This window comes from Psychrobacter coccoides (genome assembly GCF_017498085.1).
In the GTDB taxonomy this organism is placed as follows: domain Bacteria; phylum Pseudomonadota; class Gammaproteobacteria; order Pseudomonadales; family Moraxellaceae; genus Psychrobacter; species Psychrobacter coccoides.
The window spans coordinates 95,605-109,437 of record NZ_JAGBKM010000008.1; the positions used below are offsets into that span (position 1 = coordinate 95,605).

Sequence of the window (13,833 nt, forward strand, 5' to 3'; positions counted from 1 at the left end):
GGATTGACAGCTTTTGCTGTTATTGTAAAAAAACTGCATCCAATGAATACAGTTTTTTAATAGTAATACTATTGATCTAACGTAAGTTTTAAAGCTTTTAAATTGACTTAAATTCTTGATCAAAAAATTGACGGGTGGCATTGATACAGGCAGTGCTAACAAGACCAGCGTGATACGTACTGGCTATAGCAACTTGTGCAGCATACTGTGCTTCTGCTACTGTACCACCGCTATTAATAGTCTGATCATATGCATTTTTGCCAATCAATTGCACCGTTCCAGCAAATTTAGTTTGAATATCTGGTATAGCTGAAGTTAGCATCCAAGGATTGCTCATAGCTGAGCCAATTGAGGTTACCGTATTCTGTACACGATCTTCATCATTAGTAGCATCAACATCTAAGACTGTAACATTAAGCTTAACGGTTGGGCTGCTTGCACTTACTTGCTGCAGTATCCCTGCCATTGCGCCAGTATTGAGATCATAAAAAACAGTTGGGTCTTGATTACCACCGCAAATCAGCGTTGGCATTTTTGGAGTATAACCTCGTAAATCGTTAGCTTTTAACGCTTTACGTAACTCGTTTTGTGGATTTTGCTCTGGTAACAGCCCTGTGTCTGCTAATAAATTATCAGGATTTGCTTGAGCATCTGCTAGATAAGCCGCGCGAAAGCTCGTTTGAATCAAATAATTTTGTGTATCAAACCCAAAGCCTGTTTCGTTAGTATTGGCCTCAAATAAAGCGGTCTGTGGTAGCTTGCCAGCTCTTATAAGATCTTCAAAGCTTGACGTTGTTGGTAGCTTAGTACCCGCATACTGATCAGTAAAGATTTCAGTAGGATTACGATAAATCTTGCCATCCACGTTTTGTAGACTTCTCGCCAATAACGGCACAAAAGCAGTAGCACCGACGTTGACATTACCGGATACTATAGCATCACCAAACGCAGCTAACGCATAAGGCCCTGAAGATGGTGCGATAGCGGTAACCACTTTATTTTGATCTTGTAGTAATTGAGCAGTCGCCATAGCCACATGCCCACCCTGCGAGTAACCTGTTAAGAATAATTTTCCAGAATCTTTAACATTGATATAATTGGTATTATTAACACTCTGTTGCTGTTTAATAAGAGAACGAGCAGTATCAAGAGCCGTCACCATCTCTTCTGATTGCTGTTTAGCGTTTAAGTAAGGATGATAATCGAGAGTAGAAGTGTCATATCCAGCGTAGTTAGGAGCGACGACGATATAACCCTGAGCAGCAAAGTTTGCCGCCATTAAAGTCGCTCTCGCCCCAGCAGGGTTATCAGTATTGCCTACTTGCGTAAAGTCATACGACTTCTCAGTCGCTGTACCATGAGCATGTAAGAGTACTGGGCGATCACCTTGACAGTCTTTACTCTCACCAGTAGGCAGCATCAAAGCAGCAGTGGCATTAGTCGCCTCACCGCCTGAGCCTTTGGTCTGATAGCTGATTTTTTCTACCGTGACCCCGCAGACAGCATCTGGCGTGACCGCTTTACCTATCGCTGAGGCCTCTTGTAATTCTTGATCTATTTCACTGGCAGTAAAAGAAGCGATATGCTGAGGTGCATTGGTATAAGTAATCTTATCATTGTCGTCGTTACAACCAACCAGCAGTAAGCTGCTGGCGATGGCTACTGATAAGAGACAACGTGTCATTATCGGTGTGTTTGTTGAATGGATAAAAGAAGTAGAATGAATACGAGTAGCAGAATTGGTGTTATTTTTAGAAGGTATCATAAGCGCTATCCTTAGCAAAAATAAGTTTTTCTGAACGTCAGAAACGGTGATCTATCACTGCTTTTTATATATAAACTAAGAACCTATGTTTAATCAAAACAGTATCTATCACCTTACTGGTTATACCCTAAAGTATTATAAATAGCTACTGTGAAGTATGTATGCAAACGTCATAGGCTTTATCTGCAATTTTATGACTGCCAAGCGTTGACCTACAGTATGTTGCCAACAGCTTTCATTTTTATCACCATCCTAATCACATAAAAAGCGTTCATGATGCTATTTTTTCGTCGCCTATAGACAAATTTTTTTTAGCCGCTACACTAACTCATCTTTTATGACTCTTAAATAACCACTAAATAGGCCACTCTTATTATGGATATCCTTCTTGCGCTGGTTTGGATTTTAGCGATGGTGCTATATAGCTTCTCTAGCGATTATGTGGCCAGCTTTCCTAACCACAATAATCGTGCTGTACCCTACGTCCGCTGGGGAGCATTGCTGGTGGCTATGGCCTTATCGGCATACTTAGCGCAAGCTTATCAAGAAAACCTACAAGGTAATGGAATGTGGGTGTTTGTTGTGGTGGTATTTGTCATTATCACCTTATCGAAAGTCATCTTCAAATGGGTCATTAATAGACGTCTAAAACGCTAGGAGCTGCTTCATAATTTATCCCCTTCAACCTCTTACCTATCTATCTGAACGCATTATGTCAACTGAACACCAAGATACCCAGCCTCACTCAAACCACCTTGTCGCAGCAACAGACGATCGGATAGACCGTAGCTTTGACGGCATTGCGGATCACTTTGAAAAAAAGGTTTACGGTGGCCTAAAGGGTGAGATTCGCTTGGCCGTTTTGCGCCGAGATATCTTTGGCTATGTCGAGCAGCTAAGCCAAAGTCTTGGGCGGCCTTTACGTGTCTTAGATGTGGGCGCAGGTCTGGCACAGATTGCGCTAGAGCTTGCCGAACAAGGTCATCATGTGGTGATCAATGACATTTCAGCAAATATGTTGGCAAAAGCAAAAGCGAGCGTCAAACAAAAAAGCACAGCACTTAATATCTCCTGGCACGTCTGCCCTTATCAAGCGCTTGCAGAGAAGCTGGCTACAGACAATGTAGGCAAGTTTGATTTGATATTATGTCATGCTTTGCTCGAATGGTTAGCGGAGCCTAAAGCGGTGATGGATTTCTTTGATAGCCAACTGACTGATGATGGTGTGCTGTCATTATGCTTTTATAATCCAGCAAGCTTTGACTACCGCAATCTCATCATGGGCAACTTTAATTTGTTGGATGCTGTATCTGAAAAATCCAATTATCATGCAGACAACAAAAAAAGCCTGACACCCAGTTATCCAGTCGCCAAAGAAGAAGTGGCATCTTGGTTACAGCAGCATCATTATAAAGTGATCATCGAAAGTGGCCTGCGTGTTTTTCATGACTATGTATCACTAAAGCGTGGCGGTCATAATGACCCAGAGGCGGTCATACGTATGGAGCTGCGTTACTCACAACAAGCGCCTTATAAATGGCTCGGACGTTATCTGCATGTGATGGCCATGCGTCAAGCCTAAACAGATTTCGGTGAAAACACCTAGCTGAGATCAGCTTACTGAACCTCAGTAACCATATCCGCTCTGTCGTACTCTGACCACGTGGTGGCGTTGATGTCTTTTTCATCAAATACCACCACATGTTCGAGAATAGGCAAAATACCAATGTGAGAGCCGACTTCATGGTTGTGATGGCTGGGTACTAATGACAGGACGGTCTGACCATCTGCAAGTTGCAAGCGATACAGATAGTTGGCACCCCGAAAGACACGACCAACGACTAACGCTGTCTGACTACTGTCATCATCATGAATGATATCATCTGGGCGTACCAGTACTTTGATGGGCGTGCCATTGGGATAGTCATACTCACAGTACTGCGGCCGCCCCAGCTCATCGCAGACTTCCATACGCCGATAAATATCACCCAGTGCCGTCTCGACATGCCCCTCTTGGATAATCCCATCTATCATCGCCCCTTCACCGACGAACTCAGCGACAAACGGACTGACAGGCTCATGGTATAGATCACTCGGAGTCGCCCATTGCACCAGCTTGCCTTCGTGCATGACGCCGACCTTGTCTGCGATGGCAAAGGCTTCGTTTTGGTCATGAGTGACCAAGATGGCTGTGGTGTTGGTGCGTTTTAAAATATCACGTACGCTCATAGCGAGTGATTCACGCAGCACCACATCTAGGTTAGAGAATGGCTCATCAAGTAATAAAAGCTTAGGCTTAGGTGCCAAAGCCCTTGCTAAAGCGACACGCTGTTGTTGCCCGCCTGAGAGTTCAGCTGGGCGTTTATTGGCATGCTCAGACAACTCAACGAGACGCAGCATTTCAGCCACTCGTGCCTGCTTGTCAGATTTTGACCAGTTATTGAGCCCAAAAGCGATGTTTTTGGCGACTGTTAGGTGACCAAATAGAGCATAGTCTTGAAACACCATGCCCATGCCACGTTTGGCAGGGGCCACAGCAAATGAAGTGCGTGATGTCTGCTCCGTTAGACGCTGACCATTTAAGCTGATCATACCTTGACGTGTCGGCTCTAATCCGGCAATGGCACGTAACGCTGTGGTTTTACCACAACCACTGTATCCCAAAAAACAGCCTATCTCGCCTTGCTTTAAGGTTAAAGATAAGCCATCGACGACAGTGATATCATCATAGCCCACTACCAAATCTTTCACCTTGAGATAAGGTTTTTCCTCAGTTGCTGACAGCGCTTGTTGATGAGTATCATGCTGGGCCTTATGGCGGGCAAGAGTATGCTTAGATTGCTCTGTAAGGTCTGCTGAGGCTTTAATCAGGTTTTTCTGCATAAATGTTACCGATAAGAAAAAAAGAAGTACTACCACAAGCATACCTTGTCCAAACGACCAAGCACACTTTAACTGTTTTTATCACTTTGACGCAGTAAAATCCATACTGGAATCAGTCCCACCAGTACAATAAGTAAGCTCGGTAGTGCCGCTCGTGCCCACATCCCTTCACTGGTCATCTCAAACACCCGTACCGCAAGCGTATCCCAGCCTTGCCGCCGAGTCATAAGCGTAATGGGCATCTCTTTCATGACCTCGACGAACCCCATTAACAAAGCCGTAAGCACGCCAGGCTTGAGCACTGGTAATACCACTTGATACCAGCGCTGTAGTGGATTCGTGGTCAGTATCTTCGCTGCAGCTTCTTGATTAACTGTCAGCCGTTGTAACTGACGATCGATTGGCTGAAAACTAACCGTCATAAAACGGGTTGAAAGCGCAAGCAGCATCACAATGACACTGCCTGACAGCAGTTGCTTGGAACTCAGACCAAAAGCAATCAGCTGGTTATCAAGCCAAGCGATAGGAATAAAAACACCGACAGCAAGCACCGTACCTGGTACTACATAACCTAAATTGGCCAAGGTAATCATCAGCTTGGTTGATGGGTCAGTATACTGACGTTTAATCCAAGCAATAATAATAGCAAAAAAGGCGATGAGCAGCGTGGTCATACTCGCTATCATCAGACTATTGGTGACAAAATCGATGTAGCGTGCATCAAAATCTTCTTGATAGTTCATCGCTGTCCAATATAGCAGCTGCAAAAACGGCAGTAAAAATGCTATAAAAAACACCAAAGCACAAAACAGCATCATCGCCACTTTGGCAGCGGTACTGGTCTCAAAACGGCGGCTGTTGCCCTGCGTCACTGTATTACCACGCCGAGCTTGCCAATATTGCTCAAAAAACACCACTATAAACACGACGCCAATAAGCAAGGCGGCCAGTTGCGCCGCTGTGGTGAGACTAAAAAAACCAAACCATGCTTTATAAATAGCAGTGGTAAAAGTATCTACATTAAACACTGACACTGCACCAAAATCTGCCAATGTTTCCATACAGGCAAGCAGTAAACCGCCAATAATCCAAGGCAGCGCTTGTGGCAATGCCAAACGCAGCAGCACCTTACCACGGCTTAGCCCTAGCATTTGACCCGCTTCAATCGCACGGCGACCTTGTGATAAAAACGCCTGCCTTGCCAGCAGATAAACATAAGGATAAAACGCTAAAGACAGTATCAGCCCTGCCCCCCAGACATTGCGTACTGAGGGTATCGCAGCACTAACACCCAAATCACGCAACCCCGTCTGCAAAGGTCCACTAAAATCGACGATACCAACGGTGACAAAGGCCAACACATAGGCGGGCATCGCTAACGGCAACATCAGTGCCCACGAAAAAAACCGCTGGCCTGGAAAGCGGTACATACTCGTGATCCATGCCAAAGCCGTACCGATACTACCTGCAATCACAGTCACCATGAGCAGTAAGATGGCTGTGTTTTTGGCGACTTGCGGCAGCACATAGTCGGTCATGTGCTCCCAAATATCTGCAACTGGCTGTGTCCATGAAAAGAGCACTACTAAAATCGGGATAAGCATAAACAACGAAATCAGTCCTAGGACTGATTTCGAAAAAACACGCTTAAAGATGACATGCTCTTGACCGATAGCATGATTGTCACTGACAGTGTCTTCTTTGACAGCATGATCTTCTTTAATAGAAGCTTTTGTCATTGTCATAATAAAAATACTACCGTGTCATACGCATAAAAGCCAAATTATATACCTTTTAGCAAATCATTTATAACCTACTTTTTATTTATAACCGGCTTTATCCATCATCTGAATCGCTTGAGTCTGTAGCTCACCAAACTTTGCTACATTGATGCTATCTTGGGTAAAGTCGCCCCACGATCTGAGCATATCTGATTTATCAACGCCTTCTTTTACTGGAAACTCCTTGTCAGCACTGGCATAGATGCCTTGTGCTTCATCAGATGATAACCATTCCATTAGCTTAAGTGCGCCATCAGGATTGTTTGAATTGGCGACTACGCCTGCACCTGAGACATTGACGTGAGTGCCCGTGCCACCTTGGTTTGCCCAAAATATCTCAACTGGGAAATCAGGATTGTCGTCTAAAATACGGCCATAATAATAACTGTTGGCAATACCGACTTCGCACTGACCTGCGGCGATAGCTTTTAGCAAACTGGTATCATCACTAAACACATCTGTCGCCAAGTTATCTACCCAGCCACGTATGACCTCTTCTGTCTTTTCAGCCCCTAAGTGCTCAATCATACTGGCAACCAGTGATTGATTATAGACTTTCTTTGAGGTGCGTAAGCATAGCTTACCCTTCCACTTTGGGTCTGCAAGATCAGCATAGGTAGACAACTGGTCCGCATCTACCTTGCTTGGGTCATAGAATATCGTGCGGGCACGTAGAGATAGACCTGTCCAATGACCGTTTGGATCACGATATTTGGCAGGGACATTACTCTCAAGTACGGTTGACGCTACTGGCTGCAACAACCCTTGTTGGGAGGCTTGCCATAAGTTACCTGCATCGACGGTCAGTAACATATCGGCAGGTGTGTTTTGACCTTCTGCCTGCAGACGTGCCATAAGCGGACCAGTCTTATCAGTCACCAGCTCAATATCTACGCCCGTGGCTTCAGTATACTTATCCAATAATGGCTTGATCAGCTGCTCATTACGTGACGAATAAATGGTCACAGCTTGGTCGCTATCAGCAGATGCAGCTGTGGTATCCGTTACCGTCTCTTGCTCAGGTGTTTGCGATTCTGTCTCTGCACTGTCGGCAGGTGTAGAGGCATTATTACAGCCCGCCAGACCTAGCATGAAGCCAAATACAGCGACAGACAAAGTGGCTTTAACAGGGCGAGTCAAGGATAGGTTTTTGCTAATCGCAGTCACTGACATGGTGTTCTCCATAATTATTGCGATAAATAGTAGATAGGTGAGATTGTATGGATAGCAAGCTGCTGAGCGATTATTAAACCCACAATAAGCTTAATAAAAGTCAGTTAATCATAAAAACTAAAACCACATACTAATCTAAATGAGATTAGTTATCAATACATTTATCATACCTATGGTGAGTTTGAAATAAAACCGATATGCTGGTATCACCGTGCTACTGATGCAGTAGCCAGTGTCCAAGCAGCACGTTTACCGCCGCCTCTGTGCGTAAAATTCTTGAGCCCATATGTACCGCTTGGCAGCCCTGAGCAGCCAGTAGCTCAATCTCATAGTCAATCCAGCCGCCCTCACTGCCTATAAAAACCACACTTGGCAAAACAGCCTTGGCTGTTGATGCTTGAGAGATGGCATTTTGCTGACTGTACTGTGTTAATGACATCTCACTGTAAGGATGGGCGACGATAGCATCAGGTTTCATCAGGCTGAGCAGCTCATCTTCCACAAAAGGCTTAAAACGCTTTCGCAGTTGAATTTGCGGTGCTACGGTATCAACGCCTTGTTGCAGACCTTCTAAAACAAACGCCTCAAGGCGTGCCAGCATCGGACTTTGCCAGTAGCTTTTTTGTGTACGGTAGCTGTTGATCAAAACTATATCCCGCACCCCAAGTACTGTCATATCCATAATCAGGCGGCGCAGTACTTTTGGGCGTGGTAAGGCCAGCACCACAGTGACATCTAACTTTGGCGGTGCTGCTATGTCAAGCTGTACGCCGCTTAGCTTGATACTATCAGATGACATACTGCTGATGACTGCTGTGCCAAGGTTGCCACCGAGCTGACCTATTTTTAGCGTATCGCCAACTTGTAGTTTTAGCACGTTATTAATGTGCGTGATTTGAGCCGCATCATTAATCTGCGCATCAGGTAGCGTCATATCGGACTTGGGCAATAAGATACAGTTCATAGATGATCCGTCATGATTTATGGGTCGTAGATGAGCGTCTGCCCCCTAGTTTTAGTAACGTTATAAACTAGAGTGTGAGAGGTTACTTAGATGACTTCTGGTTCAATAGCATGCTGTTCAATAACCTCTTGTATCATATTGAGCTGTCGTGTCAGCACTTGCTGCTGCTGCACTGTCATCTGCTCACCTATCTGCCCTGCGCGCTTGGCAATATCCGGACGACTCAACCAAAGCATTAACTGCTGATAAATCCGTTCGATATCAGCACAAGCCTTATGTTCATCATCAGTCTCAGTACTGATTGCCTTTATTGCATGTGTATGGGCAGATTCGATGCTGGCGTGTTCGTCTACAGCAAGCGCTTGATAATGCTCATTGTCAGGTTGATATAAAGCACCAACACTGGCAAGCTTATCTACCACGCTTTGACACGACTGTGTGTATCGTCCCATAAGAACTGGCGTACCGATACTCATGGGCTCCACAGGATTGTGGCCACCAATATTGACCACAGAGCCACCCACCAATGCCACATCCGCTATAGCGTACCAGTGCATTAACTCACCCATACTATCTGCCAGATATACTTGCGTATCGGCGGTAATGGCCTCGTTTTTACTGCGTCTGGCCATCTGTAATCCTGACGCTGTAATCAACGTAGCAACATCATCAAAGCGCTCAGGATGTCTGGGTACGATAATCAGCAAAGTATTCTCAAGCTCAGCTCTCTCAAGCAGTCTTTTTTGTAGCATCAAGACGGCGCTTTCTTCGCCATCATGAGTGCTGGCCGCCACCCAAACTTGGCGCTCTGCCGCCACAACGTCACTTTTACTGCTCATAGCCATGTCTGCTGTCGCTTTGGCATGCAGCTCCTTGTCTGCAGCTGCTGTTTGAGGTTTGGCAGCCAGCTTGGTAGCTTTGGGGGTATTAATTACCCATTTTAGTGAGCCTGCGACACGTATCTGAGTACATTGCGCCCCCAGTTCACGAAAGCGTTTAGCAGATTCGCCGTCTTGAGCGATGATGAGCGTTAGGTTTTGCATCATGCTGGCACTGACGGCACTAATTTTTTGATAACGATCAAAAGAGGTCGCAGATAAACGCCCGTTGACCAAAATACTGGGAATGTTTTTTTGCGCCAAGGCTGACAAGATGTTTGCCCACAGTTCGGTTTCGACAAACAAAGCCGCTATTGGCTGCACATGCGCTAAGAAAGTCTCGATGACCGCAGGAGCATCTACTGGTACATAGCTATGGCTCATACGGCCTTGTGCAATCTCTTCGGCGAAGCGGCTTGCACCCCGAGCGTGCCCTGTCTGCGTGGTATTGGTCAACCAAACCTTATAACCTTGGGCCAATAGCGCATCCAGTAGCGGCGCAACTGTATTGGTCTCGCCAAGCGATACGGCATGACACCAAATAATACGATGAGTCGATGACGCCGTGGCAGACATAGGTAGTGGTGGATATTGCTTACCAAAACGCTGAGCCACTTCTTGCTGGTAGTTGGGTCGCTTATGCGAACGGTGCCAGACTTGCGCCTGATACAGGGGCTTTAACAGTCTTATTACCAATCGATAATAGCTTGGTGGTTTCACCACTGCTCGTTTTTTGCGTGAAGCTTGCTTCGAGGGCGATTTCGGTTCTGTATTAGGCGGCGGGATATTAGAAGTTGGCATGAGGAAAACCAGAGTAGTAGTAAAAGGGATAAAGTCTATTAAAGATTGTGATAAACAAATAGCGCTTATACAAAAATAAAGAGCAAAACAGTAAGCACCAGTATCACTGCTATCAGCAGCTGATAACGTTTGATACTGTGCTGCTCTTGTTGCTGAGTGGTTATTAACGCTTGTGCTTTTTGCCACTGCGCTTCTAGTTCAGCCGCTTCTGCATGGCCGTTTTTGGCCGCCTGCGCAAGCCAATAGTTGCCACTGTCGAGATCTTGCGCTACCCCAACACCTTGATAGTACATTTTGCTCAATAAACGCTGAGCCCGACTGTCTTGTTTATCGGCTGCTTGCTTGACCAGAGCCACGCCTGCTTCCTTGCTTGACTCAAGGTCTGTATCCAACCCTTCATCTAGCAATTGGTACATCGCCATCCTTAGCATGGCACTGGTATGACCAAGTTTGGCAGCATTCTGTAGTTTGAGTAGTGCCTGCCGACGTGCTTTTTTATGCTGGTCAGAAAACCGTACTTGATACCGCGGTTTTTGTTGCTGTGCTATATAACGCTCAAACTGATCTAGAATTTTTCGTGCTTGTTGATACTCAGTGACACCTGCGCTTTGTGCAACCTCGATATCATCAAGTTCTAACAACAACTGACTAAACATCTCAAGTGTGGGAGCGGTGGTTTTAGGGGAGATTACCGCTTCAGGTGGCGTACTTGGCGTTGGTGAGACCTGGGTGTTGGCAACCTGATCTTTTTTGACTGACGTTGGTGTGTCTAAAGATTCTTTAGTCAGCCCAGAGGTGGTCTTTGTCATGAGCACAGATTGGCTTTGATACTGATTGTCGCTTTGGCTTAGATTTTGAGTGTCGTTAGCAGCTGCCATGCTCGCCTTAGGTAGACGAGCACAAACCGCTTGATACAGGCTACTTGTCACCGGCCCTCCCCCTTGTGTGGCCTGAAACCTACGATCGATATGCCCAAACAGCCGTTGGCCTATCGGCTCTAGTGCAAAAAAAACACCTGTATCGTCCCTAATGTCATCTCGATACTTGACCGCCATCTGCTGATAAAAGTCATCTACTTTTAGAACAAGATTGGGATAGCGGTTTTGCAATTCGGACTGACCATACCACTGTGCCAAAACATGCCATTGCCTCGCCAGCACTCGCCCCGCATAAAAAGCCAAAAACCATAACAGATGACGATAGCGGTCGTCATCCAATAGCTTGGTTTCATCTAAACGGTCAGACTTGGTCAGCTCACGGCGAACATGCGAGATCAGTGTATCTACTCGCTGCAAGCTGGCTAAGGTTTCGTCCAATTGGCATTCATGCAGCTGCGCTTCATAAGCAACGCCGCCAGCGACAGGCTGCGCTGCTTTGAAGTCTTGCCAGTACCCCTCAGCGACATAGTCTAGAGATGTTTTGGGTATTGTTTTATGATGATTGGGAGCAGACATCAGGGACTAAATCCTTGGTATAAGTTTATAAACAGCGTTAAAGCAAAGGACTAAATAAACGAACCACATTATCAAACAAACGCTGCGAATCAGGGCGTTGTTGCCACTCTTCTAAGCTTAAAAAGCGACAGTGCTGCAAATAGACATCTTGGCATTCAGCCACTTGAGCGACCATTTCAGGCGTATATATTGCCAAGCTCACTTCCATATTCAGATAAAAGCTGCGCATATCAATATTTACTGTACCAAACAGACAGTAATCATCGTCAATCACCACTGTTTTGGCATGTAACAATCCTCCTTTAAACAGTGCAATTTTTACTCCAACTTCTAGTAGCTCTTGATAATAAGCTTGTGAAGCATGCTGTACCAAAAACGAATCCACCTTTTCTGGGACAATCAGTGTCACATCTACGCCACGTTTCGCTGCAGTTATCAACGCACCTGATATCGGCTCATCAGGGACAAAGTATGGTGTGGTAATTTGAATCCGCTTATTAGCACGATGAATCACTGTGACCAACGTATTATAGATCACATGAGCGGTCAACTGAGGCGCTGAGGGAATCAGCTGCGCAATCACACCATCAACCACTGGCATTGGTGGGATCGAGATCGAAGTTGACCCTATCTCTGGTGCTGGCTCCCGTGTTTTTTCACTCAAGACCTCTACCCGACTGTTGATATCATTGATGGTCGGATTGAGCACGTACAGCTTTCGTGTGTAGCTGTTGACCCGCTGATGTAGCGCATGCAAGTTATCGTTGTTTTCTGCACCAATATCAGTCACGACGACTTTGGCCATCGCTGTTGCGATACTCACTGGCTGCTGGCTGACACTGCGTATCATCAAATCAATCCATTGACCGACATTCTTATCTTGTTTAAAAAATCTAGGATCTACCAGATTAAAACTACCCGTATAACCTATATACTCATCAATCACTACGATTTTGCGATGATTGCGCAAATCTGAGCGCTTAAAGAGTGTTTTAAACAGCCCCACTGGTAAGGATTGATGCACAAACACGCCAGCTCGCTCTAAAGCTTGATGCTCAGTCCCATTAAAAAAACTAAAGCTACCGACACTGTCAACCAAAAGATGACACTCAACCCCACGCTGAGCTGCCGCTTTTAGCGCTGCCAGCACCTCTAACACCTGTCCTTTGGGGTAAATAATATAAAACTCTATAAAAATAGTGCGCTTTGCGTGCTCAATATCATAAATAATATGACTAAAAATCGCTTGCGGCGATGTCAACAGCTGCATTTGATGGCCAGGAAAGACCCCAAACCCAGTTCGCCGTGTCCCGATACGACTGACGCCGCGGTAGCTGTCTGACAATAAGTCCTGCCCTTGATTAAATATCAGACGCTCACGGGTCGCCATATCATTCATAAGCAAGCTTGCCTGATCCATGCGCTCACGGTAACGACGGCCAATCATCGGCTCACCTACGAGAATATAAGCGATAAAACCAACCAAAGGTAAGATATATAAGACCGCTATCCACGCAATCGTCACCCCGATATTACGCTGTACCGATACCACACGTAAAGTCATGACCACCATCAATATAATGTGCAGTACCAATCCTATCCCTGCAAGGTCGCCCCACGACCATGCAGCCAAGTAATGACCAGTAGCCAAATCGTTTATAACAGCCTCCATGAACTAAAAAAATAAAGCAAAAAACATAAGTAGTATAGTAGCTTTTGCCATTCAAACAATAGGTAACAATCATAAGTATCTTTGTAGCAGCATTTCAGACCAATCGACTTATGTTATTGTAAATCATGGTTTTTAAGCCCTATTTTTAATTATTTGCTAAAATAATTAAAATAACGTTTGACAGGTATGTGTAAATGTATATAATACACACCCACAGAGCGAGGCTTTAGTTAGCTATCTTCTGTTAAAAGCCTTTCAAAGGGTGACAGCTTTGAATATCGAAGCTTTTAGAATTTTCCCTTTAAGGAAAATTCTCTTGCGAAGCTAAAATTGCAGTGATACTTATAATATTGCGTTTAGGTACAAAGCTTTTGAAAATCCTATTTAAAGGATTTTCCTTGCAGAGCTAAAAAAGCATTGCTTTTTTTATACGCTCTTCAGGGTGATTAGCTCAGTTGGTAG

10 protein-coding genes are annotated in these 13,833 nt (G+C 45.2%); 2 read left to right on the top strand and 8 right to left on the bottom strand.

Annotated elements, in window-relative coordinates; translation table 11 throughout:
• Window positions 1-97 precede the first annotated feature (97 nt).
• Window positions 98-1,765 (bottom strand): alpha/beta hydrolase family protein, encoded by a 1,668-nt coding sequence (locus J3492_RS06210; protein ID WP_207990939.1) that lies wholly within the window; start codon window positions 1,763-1,765, stop codon window positions 98-100.
• Window positions 1,766-2,140: 375 nt separating this feature from the next.
• Between J3492_RS06210 and J3492_RS06215 the strand changes: the two genes are divergently transcribed.
• Both J3492_RS06215 and J3492_RS06220 read left to right on the top strand, forming a co-directional pair.
• Window positions 2,141-2,422: a hypothetical protein gene (locus J3492_RS06215; protein ID WP_207990940.1), complete on the top strand. Its 282-nt coding sequence runs from the start codon at window positions 2,141-2,143 to the stop codon at window positions 2,420-2,422.
• Window positions 2,423-2,477: 55 nt separating this feature from the next.
• Window positions 2,478-3,347, top strand: coding sequence for a methyltransferase domain-containing protein (locus J3492_RS06220; protein WP_207990941.1), 870 nt, complete (start codon window positions 2,478-2,480; stop codon window positions 3,345-3,347).
• A gap of 35 nt (window positions 3,348-3,382) precedes the next feature.
• Here the strand turns inward: J3492_RS06220 and J3492_RS06225 are convergent, their stop codons facing one another.
• The 7 genes from J3492_RS06225 to J3492_RS06255 all read right to left on the bottom strand — a co-directional run bounded on the left by J3492_RS06225 (window position 3,383) and on the right by J3492_RS06255 (window position 13,371).
• Complete coding sequence (locus J3492_RS06225) at window positions 3,383-4,648, bottom strand: ABC transporter ATP-binding protein (RefSeq protein ID WP_207990942.1); 1,266 nt, start codon at window positions 4,646-4,648, stop codon at window positions 3,383-3,385.
• Window positions 4,649-4,716: 68 nt separating this feature from the next.
• A complete protein-coding gene (locus tag J3492_RS06230; protein WP_424108390.1) occupies window positions 4,717-6,393 on the bottom strand; it encodes an ABC transporter permease in 1,677 nt (558 codons plus the stop codon).
• Window positions 6,394-6,468: 75 nt separating this feature from the next.
• On the bottom strand, window positions 6,469-7,602 hold the full coding sequence (locus J3492_RS06235; protein WP_207990943.1) for an extracellular solute-binding protein: 1,134 nt from the start codon (window positions 7,600-7,602) through the stop codon (window positions 6,469-6,471).
• 214 nt (window positions 7,603-7,816) lie between these two features.
• Window positions 7,817-8,566 carry a 16S rRNA (uracil(1498)-N(3))-methyltransferase gene (locus J3492_RS06240; protein WP_207990944.1) on the bottom strand — a complete coding sequence of 250 codons (750 nt, stop codon included), beginning with the start codon at window positions 8,564-8,566 and terminating at the stop codon, window positions 7,817-7,819.
• An 86-nt stretch (window positions 8,567-8,652) separates the two neighbouring features.
• Window positions 8,653-10,245, bottom strand: a complete 1,593-nt coding sequence (locus tag J3492_RS06245) for a 3-deoxy-D-manno-octulosonic acid transferase (protein ID WP_207990945.1) — start codon at window positions 10,243-10,245, stop codon at window positions 8,653-8,655.
• A 65-nt stretch (window positions 10,246-10,310) separates the two neighbouring features.
• Window positions 10,311-11,699 (bottom strand): tetratricopeptide repeat protein, encoded by a 1,389-nt coding sequence (locus tag J3492_RS06250; protein ID WP_207990946.1) that lies wholly within the window; start codon window positions 11,697-11,699, stop codon window positions 10,311-10,313.
• 37 nt (window positions 11,700-11,736) lie between these two features.
• Window positions 11,737-13,371, bottom strand: coding sequence for a cardiolipin synthase (locus tag J3492_RS06255; RefSeq protein ID WP_207990947.1), 1,635 nt, complete (start codon window positions 13,369-13,371; stop codon window positions 11,737-11,739).
• Window positions 13,372-13,833 lie beyond the last annotated feature (462 nt).

Bases quoted from the DNA above. Each gene is read 5' to 3' on its own strand.
- J3492_RS06245 (WP_207990945.1), bottom strand. From the start codon at position 10,245: ATGCCAACTTCTAATATCCCGCCGCCTAATACAGAACCGAAATCGCCC.
- J3492_RS06235 (WP_207990943.1), bottom strand. From the start codon at position 7,602: ATGTCAGTGACTGCGATTAGCAAAAACCTATCCTTGACTCGCCCTGTT.
- J3492_RS06255 (WP_207990947.1), bottom strand. From the start codon at position 13,371: ATGGAGGCTGTTATAAACGATTTGGCTACTGGTCATTACTTGGCTGCA.
- J3492_RS06220 (WP_207990941.1), top strand. From the start codon at position 2,478: ATGTCAACTGAACACCAAGATACCCAGCCTCACTCAAACCACCTTGTC.
- J3492_RS06250 (WP_207990946.1), bottom strand. From the start codon at position 11,699: ATGTCTGCTCCCAATCATCATAAAACAATACCCAAAACATCTCTAGAC.
- J3492_RS06230 (WP_424108390.1), bottom strand. From the start codon at position 6,393: ATGACAATGACAAAAGCTTCTATTAAAGAAGATCATGCTGTCAAAGAA.
- J3492_RS06215 (WP_207990940.1), top strand. From the start codon at position 2,141: ATGGATATCCTTCTTGCGCTGGTTTGGATTTTAGCGATGGTGCTATAT.
- J3492_RS06225 (WP_207990942.1), bottom strand. From the start codon at position 4,648: ATGCAGAAAAACCTGATTAAAGCCTCAGCAGACCTTACAGAGCAATCT.
- J3492_RS06210 (WP_207990939.1), bottom strand. From the start codon at position 1,765: ATGATACCTTCTAAAAATAACACCAATTCTGCTACTCGTATTCATTCT.
- J3492_RS06240 (WP_207990944.1), bottom strand. From the start codon at position 8,566: ATGAACTGTATCTTATTGCCCAAGTCCGATATGACGCTACCTGATGCG.